This is a genomic window from Mesorhizobium sp. M1B.F.Ca.ET.045.04.1.1 (assembly GCF_003952465.1).
In the GTDB taxonomy this organism is placed as follows: Bacteria; Pseudomonadota; Alphaproteobacteria; order Rhizobiales; family Rhizobiaceae; genus Mesorhizobium; species Mesorhizobium shonense.
Window position 1 is genome coordinate 3,529,466 of record NZ_CP034448.1, and the last position, 20,120, is coordinate 3,549,585.

At 61.1% G+C, this 20,120-nt stretch carries 14 protein-coding genes and 1 pseudogene; 5 read left to right on the forward strand and 10 right to left on the reverse strand.

What is annotated here, in order from left to right; translation table 11 throughout:
- Positions 1-13: 13 nt before the first annotated feature.
- The gene (locus EJ071_RS17280; protein WP_189521502.1) at positions 14-3,142 is read right to left on the reverse strand and encodes an AAA family ATPase; all 3,129 of its coding nucleotides are present in this window, start codon (positions 3,140-3,142) and stop codon (positions 14-16) included.
- A gap of 661 nt (positions 3,143-3,803) precedes the next feature.
- Between EJ071_RS17280 and EJ071_RS17290 the strand changes: the two genes are divergently transcribed.
- The 5 genes from EJ071_RS17290 to EJ071_RS17310 all read left to right on the forward strand — a co-directional run bounded on the left by EJ071_RS17290 (position 3,804) and on the right by EJ071_RS17310 (position 9,512).
- The gene (locus EJ071_RS17290) at positions 3,804-4,730 is read left to right on the forward strand and encodes a transcriptional regulator (protein ID WP_126098926.1); all 927 of its coding nucleotides are present in this window, start codon (positions 3,804-3,806) and stop codon (positions 4,728-4,730) included.
- A gap of 104 nt (positions 4,731-4,834) precedes the next feature.
- Positions 4,835-6,340: an alpha-N-arabinofuranosidase gene (locus EJ071_RS17295; RefSeq protein ID WP_126098927.1), complete on the forward strand. Its 1,506-nt coding sequence runs from the start codon at positions 4,835-4,837 to the stop codon at positions 6,338-6,340.
- Between the two features lie 114 nt (positions 6,341-6,454).
- On the forward strand, positions 6,455-7,729 hold the full coding sequence (locus EJ071_RS17300) for an extracellular solute-binding protein (protein WP_126098928.1): 1,275 nt from the start codon (positions 6,455-6,457) through the stop codon (positions 7,727-7,729).
- A 59-nt stretch (positions 7,730-7,788) separates the two neighbouring features.
- Positions 7,789-8,673 (forward strand): sugar ABC transporter permease, encoded by an 885-nt coding sequence (locus EJ071_RS17305; RefSeq protein ID WP_126098929.1) that lies wholly within the window; start codon positions 7,789-7,791, stop codon positions 8,671-8,673.
- The gene (locus tag EJ071_RS17310; RefSeq protein ID WP_126098930.1) at positions 8,670-9,512 is read left to right on the forward strand and encodes a carbohydrate ABC transporter permease; all 843 of its coding nucleotides are present in this window, start codon (positions 8,670-8,672) and stop codon (positions 9,510-9,512) included. The genes EJ071_RS17305 and EJ071_RS17310 overlap by 4 nt, the downstream gene beginning before the upstream one ends.
- Positions 9,513-9,549: 37 nt before the next feature.
- Here EJ071_RS17310 and EJ071_RS17315 read toward each other — a convergent pair whose 3' ends face one another.
- From EJ071_RS17315 to ccoG, 9 genes and pseudogenes are all read right to left on the reverse strand, one after another.
- Entirely contained in the window at positions 9,550-10,635 is a 1,086-nt protein-coding gene (locus EJ071_RS17315) for an ABC transporter ATP-binding protein (protein WP_126098931.1), read from the reverse strand.
- A gap of 419 nt (positions 10,636-11,054) precedes the next feature.
- Positions 11,055-11,299 (reverse strand): annotated as a pseudogene (locus EJ071_RS17320) (transposase); the annotation flags it as partial.
- Between the two features lie 144 nt (positions 11,300-11,443).
- Positions 11,444-12,721: a 5-aminolevulinate synthase gene (gene hemA / locus EJ071_RS17325; protein ID WP_126098932.1), complete on the reverse strand. Its 1,278-nt coding sequence runs from the start codon at positions 12,719-12,721 to the stop codon at positions 11,444-11,446.
- 465 nt (positions 12,722-13,186) lie between these two features.
- Positions 13,187-13,798 carry a response regulator FixJ gene (gene fixJ / locus EJ071_RS17335; RefSeq protein WP_126098934.1) on the reverse strand — a complete coding sequence of 204 codons (612 nt, stop codon included), beginning with the start codon at positions 13,796-13,798 and terminating at the stop codon, positions 13,187-13,189.
- The gene (locus tag EJ071_RS17340) at positions 13,788-15,275 is read right to left on the reverse strand and encodes a PAS domain-containing sensor histidine kinase (RefSeq protein WP_126102623.1); all 1,488 of its coding nucleotides are present in this window, start codon (positions 15,273-15,275) and stop codon (positions 13,788-13,790) included. Before EJ071_RS17340 ends, fixJ begins: the two co-directional genes overlap by 11 nt.
- Positions 15,276-15,500: 225 nt before the next feature.
- Positions 15,501-15,668: a cbb3-type cytochrome oxidase assembly protein CcoS gene (gene ccoS, locus EJ071_RS17345; protein ID WP_126098935.1), complete on the reverse strand. Its 168-nt coding sequence runs from the start codon at positions 15,666-15,668 to the stop codon at positions 15,501-15,503.
- Entirely contained in the window at positions 15,665-17,950 is a 2,286-nt protein-coding gene (locus EJ071_RS17350; protein ID WP_126098936.1) for a cation-translocating P-type ATPase, read from the reverse strand. The genes ccoS and EJ071_RS17350 overlap by 4 nt, the downstream gene beginning before the upstream one ends.
- The gene (locus EJ071_RS17355; protein WP_126098937.1) at positions 17,947-18,462 is read right to left on the reverse strand and encodes a FixH family protein; all 516 of its coding nucleotides are present in this window, start codon (positions 18,460-18,462) and stop codon (positions 17,947-17,949) included. The genes EJ071_RS17350 and EJ071_RS17355 overlap by 4 nt, the downstream gene beginning before the upstream one ends.
- On the reverse strand, positions 18,459-20,018 hold the full coding sequence (ccoG, locus tag EJ071_RS17360) for a cytochrome c oxidase accessory protein CcoG (protein WP_126098938.1): 1,560 nt from the start codon (positions 20,016-20,018) through the stop codon (positions 18,459-18,461). Before ccoG ends, EJ071_RS17355 begins: the two co-directional genes overlap by 4 nt.
- Positions 20,019-20,120: the final 102 nt, after the last annotated feature.

The window sequence follows — 20,120 nt, forward strand, 5'->3', positions numbered from 1 at the left end:
CCAGCCGCGCGGGCTAGCGGCGCAGGCTCGGTTCTATATTGACGAACAACGCCGCGCCTTGCTCGATGACTGATTTCGCCAGGCCGACGCGACTGCGGTACTGCCGGGATAGTTCCTCTGATACGCCCCATGTCCTGAGCATCTCGTATGCATTGAGAAGGATTGGCACCGCGTTTTGCTCATCGGCAACAGCCAGGCTTTTGGAGAGCGCGGCAACAACATCCATGCCTGAGGACCCTCTAAGCAGAAGGAGATGGGCCTTTCGCCGATAGAGTTCGGCGAGCCAAGAAAGACTGCCGCCCGCTTCGGCTTCCGCAGCCGCGGAAGAGACAAGCGTAAGGGCCTCGTCAGTCTCGCCTGTCCGGGCCAGAAGCTCCGCCAACATGCCGCAGTAGACAGGATAGTCTTCCGGCGTCTGGAGTTCGGCGTGGATAGCGAGACCTTCCTTGATCTGGTCCCTGCCTTGCTCTACCCGAGCAGCATTTCCTTCGCACCAGCCTTCGAGAATTTGCGCCAAGGCGGCAAGGGAGGGCAGATGGTGGCGCTTCGTCAATTCGCGGATATCGGCGATGACGCCTCGCAGCGCCGAGAAATCGCGGCGATAGCAATCAAGCATCGCTTCGTTGATGTAGACATGGGCGATACTACCAACATGCGCCGTTTGCATTGCCCAGCGCCTGGCTTCAGCCAATGACCGAACTGCGCTTGCGGCCCGGCCGGTAAACCATTGAGAGAGACCTCTATGCGACAGGCCGCAGACCCTGGCGTCATGGCCGCCGAACAGAGTGGCATTCCCTGCCCTTTGGCCCATCCCATAGAGCGCAAGTCCCTCGTCGACCGCCGCTATGCAGTTTTTGTGATGCCCAAGATTGAATTCGATTGCCCAAACACAGTGTCTGGCCTGAAACTGCACTTCGGGGTCGTCGACATCTCTCAGGTCGGTGAGGACGGTCCGCGCGCGTTCCCCGTCGATGGTGGGACCGGTGAACCACCAACCCCAGTAGATCGGAAACCACTTCGCACGCTCGGCGAGCGGTCGCCGCCTGGCGATCTCTACCCCGTCCTCGTAAAGCTTGCGTGCCGGCAGCGAGTTTGGACCTTCCGTGGCTGTAAGTACCGGCCCGAGCGGCATCATCGCGGCGAGGCGCAAAACATCCTGCTTGTCCGGCCTTCTCACCCGCTGGCAAAGGGTTATGGCATGGTCGAGAATCTGTCTCGCCTCGGCCATTGCAGAGCGGTCGTAACTTTCCCGGCCGGCCGCGATGAACTCATCGATTGCTTCCTCTATAAGGCCAGCGCGTTCAGCATGTTCCGCCAGTTCAGCCGTACCCAACCATGGGCACAGATTTCGGTCGCGGACGACAGCGGAGAAAAGCGACTGATGGAGGGCCTGCCGTCTCCTCCGCAGCAATGCATTGTAGATTGTTTCCCGGACCAGGGCATGACGAAATCCATGGTCGGGCTCGCCGGAAGGCCTGATCCGGATCAGGAATCTCGCCTCGATGAGGGTGTCCAGTGCATTCCCGATCGTCTCGTCACTGAATTCCGGCAGCAGCTTCCGGAGCAATCCCAGATTGAAACGATTGCCGGCGACGGCGGCCGCTCGTGCCACGTCCTTTGCAGGGCCCAAGGCTTCCAGCCTGGCTTCGAGGACGCCTTCAAACACCGATATCCGGCTTGATGAGCCGGCTGGCGCAAGGCGATCCGTTATGGAGGCTGCGTCCTCGGCGATCCATTGGCAGATTTCCTCGATGAAAAGAGGCACGCCCCCGGTTACCTCCTCCACCATGCTGATGAGTTCCGAATGCGCGGCTGACCCGATTTCCGGCCGCATGGCCATGATTGCCTGTCGCGTTTCCTCGCGATCGAGCGGCTTCAGAGTAATATGCGGCAAGTCCCGGAACCCTGAATAAGTCTCGGATCCAGGTCGTGCAGTCATTATGAGAAGCACGGGCACCCGATGAATGAAGAGGGCGAGTTCCGCCAGCAATTGCCTCGACGTGAGGTCGATCCAATGTATATCTTCGACCACCAGGATGAGTGGTCCGCGTTCACATATGACTTCGATGCTTCTGCGAACTGCCCAGGCGGCTTTCTCCCGGATAACCTTGAGATCAGCCTCCTTCAGGGCAGGATTCGATCCTTCAGCCCCAAGCAGAAACGAGAAGATGTCGACCACTTCGTCATCGTGAATGCTCTGATTTGCGAAGACCTCCGCTACGTCTGAAGCCTCCAGCCGACCCTCTTTGCCAGCCAGGTCACTCCGAACATTTTGCAGCAGGGGATAAAGGGCCGAGTGAGAGCCGCCGGGCTGACATTGAAAAAGCAGCAATTTTGCCCGCTGAAAGCGTGTCCTCTTGCGGACTTCATAAAGCAGGCGGGACTTGCCTATACCGGCCTCACCCTGAACTAAAATGACGCCGCCCTTGCCGGCGACGGCATCATGCCAACATGCGGCGATGGTGGCCAGTTCGTCCCCACGGCCTATAAACGTATTGTTCAAGCGCCCGAAGGCGAAGAAGCGGTCAACGTCCCGCTTGTGGCTGATGGCACGCCAGGTCCGCTCCGGCTCCGCGAAACCTTTAATAACGTGGATGCCATGAAAACTGAAAACGTGGGACCGCCGCGCCAGATTTCGGGTCTCGTCGGACACCAATATTGCATCCGGCCGAGCCATAGCCTGGAGCCGCGTCGCCATGGCCAAGGCAGGGCCCGTGACGCTGGCATGGGCCGGGTCACTGCCGTCCCCGTGAACGAGGGTCATGGATGTAGCAATTCCGACCCGGACATGTAGATCCGTATGGTCTTTTTCCAGCCCGACCCGCTTGCACGCCTCAATGATTTGGAGTCCTGCCCGGATCGCTTGCGAGGCCGCGTCCTTTGCCTCCATCTCTGCTGGAAAAAGTGCGACACCGCCGTCGCCGGCCTCGCTCACGATAACGCCCGAGTACGATGAGATTGCCTGTCTTGCCTCAAGCCGGAAGGCCGACATCAGTTCCTCATAGTCCTCGATATCCAGAACCGCGAGCAGATCGGTTGATCCGACCAGATCGTAACAGAGAGCCGTCATAACGCGCCGCTCGCTGCGAACGTCGGCCACACTACTGTCGTCCTTGCTCAGAACGCTCTTGGCAAGGGCCACGATTGGAGGCTCTACCCGACGCCTTTCCGTCATGCTCAGTGCCTTGGCTGGCAGGGTGGGAGCGATATTATCAAATGCGCTAATATTCACCAGAGCGCTCGGACGAGCCTCATCTCATCATAGCGATACACCGGACGATGTGCGTCACGCTCCTGACCGCCTAATCTCACGAGATTACCGAAAGCCGGATGAGTCTCTCGAAGTTCGTCCAGCTCAGCCACGTGCCGCCTGTCCGAATCCTAAATTGCCGAGCAGCGCGCGATTCTGGCCGATAGCTAGCGGCTTGACACGAGCACTATTCGCTATCTCGGAAGTGAGCCACCAACACTCATCCTGATCAGCAGGGGGACCAACGGATCCGCGCTCAATGATTCCTGTCGGCAAGACGAGCCGTTCTCGGGCGCGCATTTCACCTTTCAAACGGCGGATGAGAAGTTCCGCGACGCTTTTGCCAAGTGCATGGGAATGCTGGCGGCCAGGCATTTCCCCGGACTGGTCAAGGCAGGCGACTGCCCCGCCGTGGTGGCCGAGTTGGTCAACTTCTGGATGACGAAGTCGCTACGAAAGATATGCCAGCTAGGCGGTTAAATTGATAACGCCAACGTCTTTATTTGTATCTGATCTGCTGATACATAACCCCGTGTGACGAGTGCGGGGCCATATGTCGAATGAAATCATGGTTGTCGATCCGCTTGAGCGGCTTGACTTGTTGAAGAGCCTCGCGAGCGAGGTCCGGGTTCGGATTCTCGATCTGCTGCACCGCAAGGGGCCGAAAAACGTCAATCAAGTGGCCGAAGAACTGGGTCTTCCGCAATCGACAATTTCCGCAAACATTCAGGTTCTTGTCGATGTCGGTTTGATCGAGACGAAATCACAGAAGGCGCGCAAGGGAAGCCAGAAGGTCTGCTATTCGACCTTCTCCGAGTTGGTTGTCGTCTTTAAGGACCGCACCCCGGCGCAGGATCTCGGCGTCATAGAAGTGGCGATGCCGCTTGGACTCTATACAAGATGCGAAGTTTCCGCTCCCTGCGGCCTGTGTTCAAAGGACGGTGTCATCGGACTTCTCGATGTGCCCGACACCTTCCTCGATCCTGACCGTATGCGGGCCGGGCTGCTGTGGTTCACGCGGGGCTTCGTCGAATACCAGTTTCCCAACAATGCGACGCTTGCCAATGCCAAAGTCGGCGGGTTGGAGCTGGCGATGGAGCTTTCGTCCGAGGTGCCGGGCACATCGAAGGATTGGCCATCGGACATCACGGTCGCGATCAACGGACACGAGATAGATACCTGGACGGCGCCGGCCGACTATGGCGACAAGCGCGGCAAGCATACGCCCGGCTGGTGGAAGCTGGCCGGATCGCAGTATGGTGACCTCGCACACTGGCGCGTCACTAACGACGGCACCTATCGCAACAATGACAAGGTTTCCAAATGCTCGCTGGCTGATTTGGAGCTCGAGCGGCACCGCTCGATCCGGATACGAATCGGCGTGAAGGAAGATGCGCGTCACCCCGGCGGCATAAACATCTTCGGCAGCGGCTTCGGCAATTACAGCAACGACATCCTTCTGCGCCTGCTGAAGGCTTGAGAGCATATTATGCCCTTGACGGGCGCACGAACTCCGCCCTTAACTGACCCGTGACCCGGATATAGACCGGAAAGTCGGATTGATAGTCCGCATTGGGAGGGATCATGAAGGCCAGAGTCACGGCGAACGCGGCCTATGCCGTCGCGGATATCGACAAACGTCTCTACGGCTCGTTTCTCGAGCATCTTGGCCGGGCGGTCTATACGGGCATCTACGAGCCCGGACATCCGCAAGCGGACGCAGAGGGGATGCGCAAGGACGTGATCGAGTTGGTGCGTGCGCTCGACACTCCGATCTGCCGTTATCCAGGTGGCAACTTCGTGTCCGCCTACAATTGGGAAGACGGCATAGGCCCAAAGGAGAACCGCCCGCGGCGGCTCGATCTTGCCTGGCGCACCACGGAGCCGAACCTGGTTGGAATCCACGAATTCGCCGACTGGGCCGAAAAGGCCGGCACCGAGATGATGCTTGCGGTCAATCTCGGTTCCCGCGGCCTCGACGAGGCGCGGGCCTTCGTTGAATACGTCAACCACCCGAGCGGCAGCTACTGGTCCGACCTCAGGGCCAAGAACGGACGCGCGCAACCCTGGAACTGCCGCCTCTGGTGTCTCGGCAATGAAATGGACGGTCCCTGGCAGGTCGGCCACAAGTCGGCGGGCGAATACGGCCATCTCGCCAACGAGACCGCCAAGGCGCTGCGCGGCCTCGACCCGACGGTGGAACTGGTCGTCTGCGGCTCGTCGCATTCCAATATGCCGACCTATCCGCAGTGGGAAGCAACCGTGTTGGAAGCGACCTACGAGCAGGTCGACTACATCTCTCTCCACATGTATTTCGAGAACTACGAGAAGAATACGGCCGAATATCTCGCTCTTCCGGCCAAGCTCGACCGCTACATTGGCACGGTCGCGGGCATCATCGACTACGTGAAGGCCAAAACCCGCTCGAAGCGGGACGTGAAGATCTCCTTCGACGAGTGGAACGTCTGGTACCATCAGCGCAAGCGGGACGCCGAGCGTATGCGCGGCTGGGATTGGCCGGAAGCGCCCAGGCTTCTGGAAGACATCTACAATTTCGAGGACGTGCTGCAGGTCGGCTGCATCATCAACACCTTCATTCGACGGTCGGATATTGTTCGCATTGCCTGCATTGCGCAGCTGGTGAACGTTATCGCGCCGATCATGACCGATCCCGGCGGCAGCGCTTGGCGGCAGACGATCTACTGGCCTTTTATGCTGGCCTCCAAGCACGGCCGCGGCACCGCGCTGCAGCTCGCGGTCGAGGTGCCTACCTATGACGCGGCCGCGGCCGACAAGGTGCCATGGCTCGACATTACGGGCGTGCATAATTCGAACACCGGCACGCTGACCTTCTTCGCAATCAACCGGCATGGGTCCGAGACGATAGAGGCCGACGTCGCCCTCGAGCGGTTCGCCGCCAAGTCCATCGAGCATACGATCATCCGTCATGACGATCTCGAGGCCTGCAACACGAAGGACGCGCCGGACAACGTATCGCCGGTCAAAGGCAACGGGGCAATGCTCAGCAGCAAGGGAATGACGCTGAGCTTGCCGCCGCACTCCTACTCGATGGTGCGTGTGACGCTCTGAGTCAATATCCGACCATCAGATATATACCGTAAAATCCGTTGCGGGCGGTTTGGTTTGGTGTAGCATTGAAATGTTCAAGGCGGATCTAACCGCCGTACTCGGGAGGAAGCTGAGATGAACTTTCGCAAGATGATGGCCATAGCGGTGGTTGCGGCCGGAGGATTCTGGGTCGTAGCGGCCCAAGCCGAAGAAACCGTCGCATGGTGGGATTTCCTCGGCGGCGGTGACGGTGTGCGCATGAAGCAGATGATCTCCGACTTCAACGCCGCCCACGCCGGCAAGATCAAGATCGACGCCACGACGCTGGAGTGGGGAACGCCCTTCTACGCGAAGGTGCAGACCTCGGCCGCGGTCGGTGAGGCGCCAGACGTCATGACCTATCATGCCAGCCGCATCCCCTTGGCGGTGAGCCAGGACATTCTCGAAGAAATCACCGCCGACGACATGAGCAAGATGGGCCTCTCGGCCTCGGACTTCTCCCAGACGACGATGGGCGCCGTGACGGTCGACGGCAAGCAATACGCAGTGCCGCTCGATACCCATCCAATCGTCCTGTACTACAATCGCGACCTCCTGAAGAAGGCAGGCGTGCTCGGCGGCGACGGCCGTCCCGTGGGCATGGGCAACAAGGAGGAATTCACCGCGACACTCAAGAAGTTGAAGGATGCCGGCGTCGAGTTCCCGTTGGGCAGCGTCACCGCCGACGGCAACTTCATGTACCGCACCATTTATTCACTGGTGTGCCAGCAAGGCGGCGAGCTTTTGACGGGCAACGAGTTCCTCGCCGGCGACAATCCCGAAAAGCTGGCGAAGGCGCTAGCGGTTCTGCAAGGGTGGACGAAGGCAGGGCTGCAGTCGACCTACACGGACTATCCCGCAACCGTCGCTCTATTCACCTCGGGCAAGGCCGCAATGATGATCAACGGCGTCTGGGAAGTTCCCACGATGACCGACCTTGCCAAGCAAGGCAAGCTGTTCGACTGGGGCGCCGTCGAGATCCCGGTGATCTTCGACAAGCCATGCACCTATGCGGACAGCCACTCATTCGCAATCCCGAAGAACAAGGGCAAGGAGATCAGCCCGGAAAAGCGTGCCGCGGTTCTCGAGGTGATCTCATGGATGGACAAGCACTCGCTGTTCTGGGCCACGGCAGGCCACATCCCTGCATACAAGCCGGTCACCGAGACGGCCGAATACAAGGCAATGGAGCCCAACGCGACCTACTCGACGCTGACAGCCAACATGATCTTCGATCCGAAGTCGCCCAAGGCTGGTGTCGCCGGGCCGATCTTCGACATCATGTCCAATTATTTCGTGCCGACCCTCAATGGAGAGATGGACCCCGACGAGGCGGTAAAATCCATCAAGGAAGAGCTGAACAGCATGTAGGGCTCAAAGGCTGGGACCGTTCTGTCCAGAGCGGTCCCAGTCATATTTGAGGAAGAGCCATGCTTCGCAACTCCCGCACTGAACGTCTTGTCGCGCTGGTGCTGGTCGCTCCCTTCATGGCGATCTACCTGCTGGCGTTCGTCTATCCGACGGTCCAGATGTTCCGCATCTCCTTCACCGATGCGCCGCTGATCGGCGCGGGTCGGTGGGTTGGTCTCGACAACTACCTGCGGCTCGACAACGACCCGATGTTCCGGCGTGCGGTCTGGAACACCGCTTACTTCGTGCTGATGACGGTAGTCCCCGGAACGCTCATCGCGCTGTTGATCGCGCTTGGCGTGTCGCGCCTCAAGGGCCGGTTCCAGGCGATCGTTCTGGCGCTGTTCTTCCTGCCCTACATCCTGCCAGTGTCCGTAGTCTATCTGATCTGGGACTGGACGCTGAATTTCCAGTTCGGGATCGCGATGCATGCGCTGGACTGGCTGGGAATCCCGCGCGTACCGGTCTTCAAGTCGCGCCTCTGGTTCTTGCCGGCGGTGGCCGGGGTGACGATCTGGTGGACCGCGGGCTTCTCGATCCTCCTCTTCCTCGCCGGACTGCGGTCCATACCAGCGGAGATCTACGAAGCCGCGGCGCTCGACAACTCGACGCGATGGACCACGTTCCGGCGTATCACCTGGCCACTGCTATGGCCGATCACCTCGCTGGTGTTCACCATCCAACTCATCCTGCAGCTCAAGATCTTCGACCAGGTCTATCTGTTCTCGATCGGCGGCCGGCCGAACGACAACATGGTGCTCGTCTACTACGTCTTCCAGAAGGCCTTCCAGCAGAACCAGGGAGGCAGGGCGGCGGCTGTCGCCGTCACCCTCTTCGTGCTTGTGGTCGTCGTCTCGGTCCTGCAATTCCAACTGCTCCGGTTCGCCGAAAGGCGGCGCCGATGAACGTCATGGCCGCGCAACGCTGGAACTTTTGGGGCGGGATCATCACGGCACTGACGCTCGTCTGCGCCATCCTCTGGGCGTTCCCGCTCTATTGGGGTGTGATCTCATCGCTCAAACCGGACAGCGAGGTTGTCCGGCCTTACATCGAACTCTGGCCCGAGACGCCGACGCTGGAGAACTACATCAGCGCCCTGACCACCACGCAGATCGGCGCCTGGTACGTCAATTCAGTGGCGGTCGCGGTCGGCGTAACGATCATCACCATCTTCATCTCGATGCTGTGCGGCTACGCGATCTCGCAGTTGCGGTTCCCGGGCCGGATCGCGCTATGGTGGCTGATCCTGGCCTCCTTCATGGTGCCAATTTCAGCGCTTATCATCAATCATTTCGTGCTGGTCGCCAACCTTGGCCTGATCAACAGCTGGGCCGGAATCATGCTGCCGCAGCTTATCCACCCCGTCATTATAATCGTGTACAAGCAGTTCTTCGATCAGGTCCCGAAGGACTTCCGCGAGGCCGCGGTGATGGACAATGCGTCTGAATTCGGGATCCTCTTCAAGATCTACATGCCGATGAACTGGGGGGTAACGACGGCGCTGTCGATCGTCTGCTTCATCTGGACGTGGAATGCGTTTTTATGGCCGTTCCTCTCCGTGACCCGCACCGAGATGATGACGATCACCGTCGGTATCACGCAGGTCAATGACGCCTTCGGTGTCTACTACGCGCGCCAGCTGTCGGCAGCCGTACTGGCCGGCCTTCCGGTGGCACTAGCCTATCTTTTCTTCCAGCGCCGAGTAACCGAAGCGATAACGCTCTCGGCCGGTATCAAGGGCTAAAACGCGTCGCGCAGAACCGGATTCAGACCCGACGGGTTCAGGCCCCGTCAGCGTGCGCGTGCCAAGTCGATCCGTCCGCGGCGAAGAGATGCAGGGCCGTGGTGTCGAACTTCAGCCGAACGGCGTCGCCCGGTTTGACGCTCGAAAGCCCGCGATCTTGTGCCGTCACCTGGCTCCCATCCGCGAGCCGCGCATAGATGAGTGTTCGCTCGCCAAGGCGCTCGACAACGGTGGCCGTGGCAATTGCGTCCCCGCCCTCCGCGACTACAGTCAGCGATTCCGGCCGCACTCCGAGTTCGCGCCAATCCATGTTGACGGGCGCGTCCGGAAGTTCGACGAGCGATCCATCCGCCAAGCGCACGTTGAGCCTGTCGCCTGAGCCCGAAACCGTAACAGGCAGGATGTTCATCGCTGGAGACCCCACGAAGGTCGCGACGAATCGCGACGCGGGACGTGTATAGACGTCGACGGGTTTTCCCATCTGCTCTATCCGGCAATTGTTGAGGATCACAATACGGTCGGCGAGCGTCATCGCTTCCACCTGGTCGTGGGTGACGTAGATCATCGTCGACTTCAAACGCTGATGCAATTCGGCGAGCTCGACGCGTGTACGGGCTCGAAGCGCCGCGTCCAGATTGGAGAGTGGCTCGTCGAACAGGAATGCCTTGGGCTCCTTGACGATCGCCCGCCCAATGGCCACGCGCTGGCGTTGTCCGCCCGAGAGCTGCGACGGCCGCCGGTTGAGCAGCGCTTCGATCTCCAAGATACGCGCAGCCTCAGCGATCCGTTGGCGGATTACATCCGGCGCGACCCGAATGTTCCTTAACCCAAAGGCCATGTTCTCCGCGACTGTCATATGTGGGTAAAGCGCATAGTTCTGGAAGACCATCGCAACGTTGCGCCTGCCCGGCGCAAGGTTTTCCGAGCGCACCCCGTCGATCGTCAGCGTGCCCTCGTCAATGCTTTCGAGGCCGGCAATCATACGGAGCAGCGTCGTCTTGCCAGAACCGGACGGACCGAGAAATACGACCAGCTCTCCTGGCTCAATGTCCAGGCTCACGTCGCGGATCACCTCGACAGCGCCAAAGTGCTTTGATACGCCCGACAGCGCGATTCCCGTCATGCTTGCGATCCTTCTTTCCTGCATAATTTCGGATAAATACCCGATGTCAAGGAACGTGAGGCTACGGCACAATGAGCGACCCCTGCCAGCTACCCTGCCAAAAGCCGTCGATCTGCAGTCGACCAATAGCCGCGGACAGCTTCGCGCCGCGAAGTTGCCATTCGCCAGCCGGGCCGCAGCCGATCGAGGTGATCCATAAGATCGACTTTGAGGTCGGAGAGGGATCGGCTTTCGTCGGGATGCGGCAAGCCGCCCCTGCTCTAAATGGTCAGGAGGCTAGTTCTGATGAGATTCACATCGGCAGCTGCGACAAATTGCGGTCGTCGGCGCGGCATGGCGACGGGTTGCCAGCCCCATAAACGGCGCTCGTCACGGGTTCATCGACCCCTTTTGTGGGATGAAGAGACACCGCGTGCCTGCCGGTCCTGCGGAACCCGCAGCTCAAGCTTGCCGACCCGCGTGACAAGCGTGCGGCCGTAATAGCCAGAGCGATAGCCAAGACGCTCCGGCGTGCGCTCGCTCTTCGAAGCACCCAATGCCTCGTCCATCTCGGCCTCGAGCACCTCCTGCATCACCGCGCGGATCACTTCGTGCAATCCATCCGGGTTCGAAAGAAGAATGTCTTTGACGGCGACTATGGCGGATTTATCTCAGTCTTGGTCATGGGGGCGTTCCTTCGCGGGAATCGGTGACGTGAACAATCACCAGCCTGCCATGACCGCCTCTCTCAGCGAATTTGCAGAACTCTCAGCACACTACCGCCAGACTGCTTCAGGAGACGTCGGATCGATCTCATTGGCCTTTCACCTTACCCACCTGCCTTTTGAACCAGCAGCGGGATAATCCGGTCGCTCTTGGCGACGGCAGGCCGGCCGGAGGCGGCATAGGGGATGCCGAGCGCGTCCCAGGTCTCGACCAGCGCGTCCTGCAGTTCGGCGATCAGCGCGTCCGAATGGAACGGCGTCGGCGTGATGCGCAGCCGCTCGGTGCCGCGCGGCACCGTCGGATAGTTGATCGGCTGGATGTAGATGCCGTGGACGCCGAGCAGGCGGTCGCTGGCCATCTTGCAGAGCTCGGGATCGCCGACCAGCACCGGCACGATATGGGTGGCCGATTCCATCACCGGCAGGCCCGCTGCAGCAAGCACCTCCTTGGTGCGCGCCGCTTGGCGCTGCTGCGCGTCGCGCTCGGCCTGCGAGCGCTTCAGATGCCGGATCGAGGTGGTGGCGGCGGCCGCGATCGCCGGCGGCAGCGCGGTGGTGAAGATGAAGCCCGGCGCATAGGAGCGCACCGCGTCGATGACGGCGCTGGTGCCGGTGATGTAGCCGCCGAGCGTGCCGAAGGCCTTGGCCAGCGTGCCTTCGATGATGTCGATGCGGTCGGCCAGGCCCTCGCGCTCGGTGATGCCGCCGCCGCGCGCACCGTACATGCCGACAGCATGCACCTCGTCGATATAGGTCATGGCGTTGTAGCGCTCGGCGAGCTCGACGATCTGCCTGATCGGGGCGATGTCGCCATCCATCGAATAGACGCTTTCGAAGACGATCAGCTTGGCGCGCTCGCGGCCGGCGGCCTGCAGCAAGCTTTCCAGATGCGCGACGTCGTTGTGGCGGAAGATCTTCTTCTCGGCGCCCGAGCGGCGCACGCCCTCGATCATCGAGGCGTGGTTCAATTCGTCCGAGAGCACCAGGCAGTTGGGCAGGAGCCTGGCGATGGTCGAGACCGAGGCCTCGTTGGAGACGAAGCCGGAGGTGAAGACAAGGGCTGCTTCCTTGTCGTGCAGGTCGGCGAGCTCATGCTCGAGCTCGACCAGCGGGTTGGACGTGCCGGAAATGTTGCGGGTGCCGCCGGCACCCGAGCCCATCTTGCCGGCCGCGCTCTGGAAGGCGGCGATGACGTCTCCGTTCTGGCCCATGCCAAGATAGTCGTTGGAGCACCAGACGGTGATTTCCTGGGCGCGGCCGTTGGCGCGCCAGATGGCGCGCGGAAACTTGCCCACGATGCGCTCGAGGTCGGCGAAAACGCGATAGCGCCGCTCGGCATGGAGCTGGTCGATCGCATCTTCGAAGAACCGCTGGTAATTCATGTCGAGCTCCTATGCAGGAAGTATGGTGCCGCAGACTGCGGCACTTCGATCCGCTGGGCTCAACTTACGAGCCAGGGGAAGGCTCCGCTTTGAGCTATGTCAAATTGGGGACGCGTGGATGCCTCCGGGATAGGCAGTTTGCCTCGGCCCAAACCGTCCAAAACTGATTCAAATCAAAGCGCGGATTTCCGATCCGGCCCACGCTGGTTAGATGTGGAATCCAATAGCAAGCGCTCCGTTTGGCCGCAGCCTCGAACTAGCCGTCCAGGATGAGGAAGGACTGCATGCGCTTGTATTTCCTTGCGAAAAAGGCCGGGAGGGGTGGCGGCATGCGGTTACCGGCGTGCGCGTCGATATCCGGCCGACCCACTGGCGCGACTGGTACCTCGAGAAAGACCAGGAGGCTCCTCCTCGGAACTCGTCCTAATACATGGCACCGAAAAAAGCCGTTCGCCGCGCCGCGCTTTAGTGTTCGGGATCGGCGATCAATGCCATGCGGACAAGATGTGAAAGACTGCCAGCGCCCATCTTGCTCATGAGGTTGGCTCGGTGGATTTCGACGGTGCGCGGACTGATCCCAAGATCGTAGGCTATCGTCTTGTTGGGCAAACCCGAAACGAGACCGTCGAGCACTTGACGTTCCCGCTCCGAGAGCGTGGCCAGATTCTTCCGAATTTCGGCGGCTTGCGGGTGTGACGCAACGGCATGATTGCGGTTGTCCAGAGCCGAGCGAATTGCGTCGATCAGCACTTCGTCATCGAATGGCTTCTCGATGAAATCGGCTGCTCCCTCTTTCATCGCGTGCACTGCCAATGCGACATCCGCGTGTCCCGTCATGACGATGACCGGCACGGAATGGCCGCGAGCCTTCAGCTGCCGCAGGAACTCTATGCCATCGATGCCGGGCATGCGTACATCGGTGACGATGCAGCCCCCGATATCCTTCGGCTCTGTCGCCAGGAATGCTGTTGCCGATTCATAGAGGCGCACGGCAAAGTCGGCCGTTGCGAGAAGGAAACCCAGGGACTTGCGAACGTCGACATCGTCGTCGACCACATGAACGACATCACTGGCCACTGGCGACCTCTTCCTTCTCTATAGCGCGTAAAGTGAACCGAAACGCGGTCCCTCCGCCAACCATCGGCTCCGCCCAGATATGACCACCATGAGACTCGACGATAGTGCGACAAATGGACAGGCCAACACCCATTCCATGCTTCTTGGTGGTGACGAAAGGCTGGAAAAGCTGGGCTGAAACCTCAGGAGCCAACCCAGGGCCGGTATCGATGACGCTTACCTCAGCCATGCCATCATGTCGTGCCTCCGTGACGACACGCAGTTCCCGCCGCGGAGCGCCATGCATGGCTTCCACGGCGTTTCTCATCAAGTTCAGCAAAACCTGCTGGATTTGGATGCGGTCGGTCAAAACAAGCTCGGCCGTCGGATCGAGCTCGTAAGTGACGCGCACATCCGCTTCCCTGGCGCCCACCAAAGCCAGCGACGACGCGTCCTCGATGAGCGCCGGCAGACGCTCGACCTGACGTTCGCTTTCGCCCCTGGCGACAAAATCCCGGAGACGACGAATGACATCGCCGGCGCGCAAAGCCTGCTCGGCAGCCTTTTCGACAGCCTCCCGCAACATGCCGGCATTGTCGTCCCTGCTCTTCTCGAGCAGGCGGCGGCTGCCTTTGAGGTAGTTCGTAATCGCGGTCAGCGGCTGGTTTATCTCATGGGCCAATGTCGAGGCCATTTCGCCGAGTGCGGTGAAACGTGCCATATGAAGCAGTTCCTGCTGCTGCTCCTGCATCCTGGCTTCCGTTCTGTGGCGTTCCGTGAGGTCGCGGCAGAAGCCGGTGAAGAAGCGGCCCGTTCCCGGATGCATTTCGCCGACGGCGAGTTCCATCGGAAAGGTCGATCCGTCCTTGCGCATCCCGGTTACGGTGCGGCCGAGTCCGATGATGCGGCGCTCTCCCGTCGTGAGATAACGCTGCATGTATGCGTCATGGTCTTCCCGGTACGGCGAGGGCATCAGCAACTTTACGTTTTGACCGATGACTTCGCTGGCCTTGTAGCCAAACAATGTCTCGGCCGCCGTGCTAAAGGATTGGATAAGGGCGCTTTCGTCGATGACGATCATTGCATCGGGCACTGTCGCCAGGATCGAACGCAGGTGATCCTCGCGCAATTGCAGCGAAGCGTTGGCGAATGACAGGTCGCTGACGTCCGTGCCCTGTACGAAGATTGCGGTGATCCGGCCATCCTTTGTCCTGATCGGCTGATAGACGAAGTCTAGGATGCGCTCCTCCGCAAGACCGGTTTCAGCGTTGCGCAGGATGATCTTGGCATTGCGGCCGACATAGGGCTCGCCGGTTTCAGCCACACGGTCGAGCAATTCGAAGAACCCCTGGCCAGCGAGCTCGGGCAGGGCTTCCCGAACCGACCTACCGATAACCTGCCGCTGACCGATCAGGCGTTGGTAGGCGCCATTGGTCAGCTGAAAGATGTGGCCCGGCTCGCTGAGCAAGGTCATGAAACCCGGAGCCTGATCGAACATCAGCGCAAGAAGATCATGCTCCGGCAAATTATCGGCCTGCCCCTGTGGGCCGCCGGCCGGCGGGGGCGCTTCGGCGACAACTTTCGACCAGCCTTGATCCTTCTTGCTCACAAGCGGGTCTCCGGATCGAGAAACAGCAGTGGTCGCTGATCTAGCACTCATCCGCCTGTCCGCCAAACGGCTGCTGCCGACATGTCGGCAGCAATCAAGGCGCCTTCAACTGCATCATTTTGACCGTAACGCTTCAGGCCCGTCATCGGGGTCGATCAGTATCCGCTCGGCGGCTCCATCGAGATCCTCGTACTGGCCGCTGCGCAGTGCCCAAAGGAAGCTCGACAGCCCGAGCGCTCCCAGGAACAGAGCCACGGGAATGAGATAGACGAGCGTGGTCATGGATGGGCCACTCCCACGACATCGGAGCGGCGCCTGGACGGAGTCACTTCGGGAATCGCTTTCACCGTGCCCTGAAGCCGCATCGCATTTGCGATCACGATCAGCGAGGAGGCCGACATGGCGATCGCAGCGATGAGCGGCGTCACATGTCCAAGGACGGCGATCGGAACGGCAAAGGCGTTGTAGACGATCGCGATCGCGATGTTCTGGCGAATGAGCCGGCCGGCCTTCCGCGAGATATCGACGGCAAGGGGAACTGCCAGAAGGCTCTCGCGCAGGAAGACGAAATCCGCGGCCTTGCGGCCGATGTCGGCCGCCGTCGCCGGGGCGATCGAGACATGTGCCGCTCGCAGCGCCGGCGTGTCGTTGAGGCCGTCGCCCACCATCAGCACCTTGTGCCCCGCGCGGGTCAGCGACTCGATCCACTCGACCTTTCCCGAGGGCAGCAGCGCCGGGACGAAACTTTCGATTCCCAATGTGGTGGCAACCTGGCTGCAGGCTTTCTCGGTATCGCCGGACAGCATGTCCACCGACAAGGCGGCGTCCGTCAGCTGCTGGATTGCCGCCTTGGCGTCCGATCGAGCCGCATCCTCGAAGGCGAAGCATGCGACGATGCTGCCATTCTTCGAGAGCACCGTGCCGCCATAGCCGCCGATCTTGCCTTCGCCGCCGGTCCGAGCCTTCCACCCGGCCCATCCGCGTCGGCCAAGGCGCCAAACGTCGTCCCCGGCGATCGCTTCGACACCGAAGCCGGGTTCTTCTCGCACGGAGTCGAGTTTGGGCTGGCCGGCAAAGCCCGCATAGGCCGCAACAGCCTTTGAAAACGGGTGCCGCGAATGAGCGGCGATGTCGGCGGCCATCGCGAGCATTGTCGGATCGACCTCGGACGCATTGACCAGCCTTGGTCGTCCCAAAGTCAGCGTTCCGGTCTTGTCGAACACCGCCGTATCGATCGCGGCAAGACGCTCCAAGGCCGAGCCATCCTTGACCATGACCCCGACTTCGAACAAGCGCCGGGCCGCCACGACCTGAACGATTGGCACCGCAAGGCCGAGAGCGCAGGGGCAAGTGATGATGAGCACGGCGATGGCGATGGTGAGCGCCCGGTGCCAATCGCCGGACACGGCCATCCAGCCGAGGAATGTTACAAAGGCGGTCAGATGAACCACCGGCGCGTAGAGCGCCGACACCCGGTCGGCAATCCTTCTGTAGTGCGAGCGCCCGCCTTCGGCGGCCTCCATCAACCGCACGATTTCGGCCAGGAAGGAATCCTTCGCGGCGGCGGTCGCCTGCATCGTCAGCGGGCCGGTGATGTTGAGCGTTCCGGCCTGGACAGGTGCCCCGGCACCCACGGCCTTGGGCGTGCTTTCGCCGGAGACCAGCGAGCAATCGAGGTCGGAATTCCCGCTGAGTATATCGCCGTCGACCGGTATCCGTTCTCCGGCCGCGATAAGCAGGCGCATTCCTGGCATGAGTTCGGCGACTGGCACGTATTCGCGCGTATCGTCCTCCCGCAGCACCAGCGAGCCCCGTGCCGCGAGCCTCGACAGGCCGTTGACGGCAGTGCGTGCCCGCTCGCGCATCACATGATCCAGCGTGCGGCCGATCAGCAGGAAAAAGAGTAGCGACACCGAGGCGTCGAAATAGGCGTGCTCGCCGTGATTGATGGTCTCATAGAGGCTCATCGCGTAGGCGAGCGACACACCCACCGCGATCGGCACGTCCATGTTCATCCGGCCGTGGCGAAGCGCGTTCGCTGCGGAGCGGAAGTAGATACCGCCGGCGAAGGCGAGAGCCGGAATGGCGATCAGCGCGGACAGCCAATGGAACAGATCCCGTGTCGGACCTTCGGCGCCGGACCAGACCGACACCGACAGCAGCATGATGTTGCCGGCGGCGAAGCCTGCGACCGCGACGGCTCGGATCAACTCCGAAAGGGTCTTGTCCTTCTCGTGAATGTCCGGGTCGAACAGATGTGCCTGGTAGCCGAGCCGGCCGAGCGCGGCAAACAATGGCGGGACGCTGTCTCCATGCCAGCGCACCGAGACGCGCTTGGTCGATAGATTGACGCGGGCGGACTCAACGTTCTCGACCTTGGCGAGCGCGGCCTCGATCGCTTGAATGCATGCTCCGCAATGAACCGTCGGCACCGACAAATCCGTCTGGTGAATGTCGCCGCCAAGAGAGCGGCTGGCCAGCTTGATCTCGTCGCTCGACGGCGAAGCGGACGCTGCGTTGACGACCTCCAACGCCATTTCGGCGCCTGGCGCGCAGCAGCTCATTGCAGGGCTCCTTTCACGATCATGATGCGGCGGACATCGCGAAACGGTGACGTCAGTCCCGCGTCTGCATCGATTTCCACAATCCAGACGCCATCCTTCGGCGCATGCCGGGCGGCAAATTCCCACGTATTGACAGGAGAGTCGCCGGACGCCGCGGCAAGTGTCAGGGCTTCGTCCTCGGCCTCGTAGGCCGGGTGGCGGAACAGCATCCTGACGCCGTGCAGCGGCACCGGTTTGCCCTGGCTGTCGACGAGGCTGTAGCGGACGTCGCCGGAGGCGATGGTCAACTTGCCCGTCCAGCCGAGTGCCGCCTGCGTCCTTCCTTTCCTGGCTTCCTCGTTGAACTGCTGGCTGGCGACATAGGTGTTCTCAACGACCAGCCCGGTCCAGCTCTTCCGCGCGAGCGTGGCCATGGTGGCGTTGACCCCGATCACCACCGCGAAGAAAGCGATGATGGAGATCAACATGTGCCTGCCGGTGAACTCGCGCGGCTTTTGCGTCTCGGTGCTCATTTGCCGATCTCCGGTGCGTTGAAGCTGGCGGTATATTCGGCGGATTCGGAACTTGCCTTGTCCTCGATCCGGAATTCGAAGCTTTGCACCAGCTCCTTGATCTGGCCTGCCGGTTGACGAACGAAGACCTTCAGGATCTTCAGCCTGTCGGGTTCGGCTGGAATGGAGAAGGAGCGGCTTGGGGGCTGGTCGATGCCGACAATGGTCATCTCACCGCCGTCGAGACCCTGCAGCGTGACCTCGATCGTCCTCGGCTTGGGTATCATGTTGAGCAGCTTGACGGTGTAGCCGTTTCGGATCGAGCCGTCCGAAAGCGTCACGAACTGCGGATTTCTGTCGTGCAGGACATTCAGTTCCAGTCGCTCGCGCGTCAGCAGCGAATAGACGAGCACCAGCCCGATCGCCGACCATGCGCCGAGATAGATGTAAGTGCGCAACCGGAAGATCTTGCCCAGATGGAAATGCGCCAGGCTGTCGAAGAAGCTGCCGCTGGCCGTTCTCACGAGCGCCGGATTGACCGGGTCGGTGCCGCCGGCGGTCGCCAGCGCCATGTTGGCGTTGTAGTCAGCCAGCGTTGCGTAGGAGATCAGCCCGCGTTCGCGGCCGAGCTTGTCCATGACGCCGTCGCAGGCGTCGATGCAGAGCGCGCAGGTGATGCACTCCAGTTGCTGGCCATCGCGGATGTCGATCCCCATCGGGCAGACGGCGACGCAGGCGTTGCAGTCGACGCAGTCGCCGACCGATTGTCCGGCGGCCAACGCCTTCTTGGCATGGCGCGAACGCGGCTCGCCGCGCCAGTCGTTGTAGGTCACCGTCAACGAATTTTCGTCGAGCATGGCGGCCTGGATGCGCGGCCACGGGCACATGTAGGTGCAGACCTGCTCGCGCATCAGTCCGCCGAACACATAGGTGGTGCCGGTCAGGACGGCGATCGTGACATAGGCGACGGGCGCGGCCGTGCCGGTGGCCACTTCACGGAGCAGCGTCGGCGCGTCGGCGAAGTAGAAGATCCAGGCGCCGCCGGTGGCAACTGCGATGACGAGCCATATGGCATGCTTGGATATGCGCAGGAAGAGCTTCCGCGCGCTCCAGGGAGCGGCATCCAGCTTCATGCGGGCATTGCGATCGCCTTCGATCGCGCGCTCCACGACAAGGAACAAGTCGACCCAGACGGTCTGCGGGCAGGTGTAGCCGCACCAGGCTCGCCCGACCGTCGATGTGATCAGGAAAAGGCCGACGCCCGCCATCATGAGAAGGCCGGCGACGTAGTAGAATTCCTGCGGCCAGATCTCGATGAAGAAGAAATAGAAGCGGCGGTTCGCCAGATCGAGGAGAACGGCCTGGTCGGGAGCGAAGGGGCCGCGGTCCCAGCGCAGCCAGGGCGTCAGGTAGTAGATGCCGAGCGTGATCGCCATCACCAGCCATTTGAACTGACGAAAACGACCGGACGCGCGCTTCGGGAATATCTTCTTGCGCGCCGCGTATAGCGGCTGTCGCGTCTTGGCGGAGTTGACCGCTTCGGCCTCGAGCCGTTCTACCTGCGTCTGATCCAGCACGACGATCTCCAATCGCGGCGGAAGAATGCCGCCTCTGTCCGGCAGTCTTGCAATCGCTCACGCCGCGTCGCGTTGATGCTGGTCAAATTGAGTCGTCAAAAA

Coding starts and splice junctions, on each gene's coding strand:
- EJ071_RS17290 (WP_126098926.1), top strand. CDS start 3,804: ATGTCGAATGAAATCATGGTTGTCGATCCGCTTGAGCGGCTTGACTTG.
- EJ071_RS17295 (WP_126098927.1), top strand. CDS start 4,835: ATGAAGGCCAGAGTCACGGCGAACGCGGCCTATGCCGTCGCGGATATC.
- EJ071_RS17300 (WP_126098928.1), top strand. CDS start 6,455: ATGAACTTTCGCAAGATGATGGCCATAGCGGTGGTTGCGGCCGGAGGA.
- EJ071_RS17305 (WP_126098929.1), top strand. CDS start 7,789: ATGCTTCGCAACTCCCGCACTGAACGTCTTGTCGCGCTGGTGCTGGTC.
- EJ071_RS17310 (WP_126098930.1), top strand. CDS start 8,670: ATGAACGTCATGGCCGCGCAACGCTGGAACTTTTGGGGCGGGATCATC.
- EJ071_RS17315 (WP_126098931.1), bottom strand. CDS start 10,635: ATGACGGGAATCGCGCTGTCGGGCGTATCAAAGCACTTTGGCGCTGTC.
- hemA (WP_126098932.1), bottom strand. CDS start 12,721: ATGAATTACCAGCGGTTCTTCGAAGATGCGATCGACCAGCTCCATGCC.
- EJ071_RS17340 (WP_126102623.1), bottom strand. CDS start 15,275: ATGTTCGATCAGGCTCCGGGTTTCATGACCTTGCTCAGCGAGCCGGGC.
- ccoS (WP_126098935.1), bottom strand. CDS start 15,668: ATGACCACGCTCGTCTATCTCATTCCCGTGGCTCTGTTCCTGGGAGCG.
- EJ071_RS17350 (WP_126098936.1), bottom strand. CDS start 17,950: ATGAGCTGCTGCGCGCCAGGCGCCGAAATGGCGTTGGAGGTCGTCAAC.
- EJ071_RS17355 (WP_126098937.1), bottom strand. CDS start 18,462: ATGAGCACCGAGACGCAAAAGCCGCGCGAGTTCACCGGCAGGCACATG.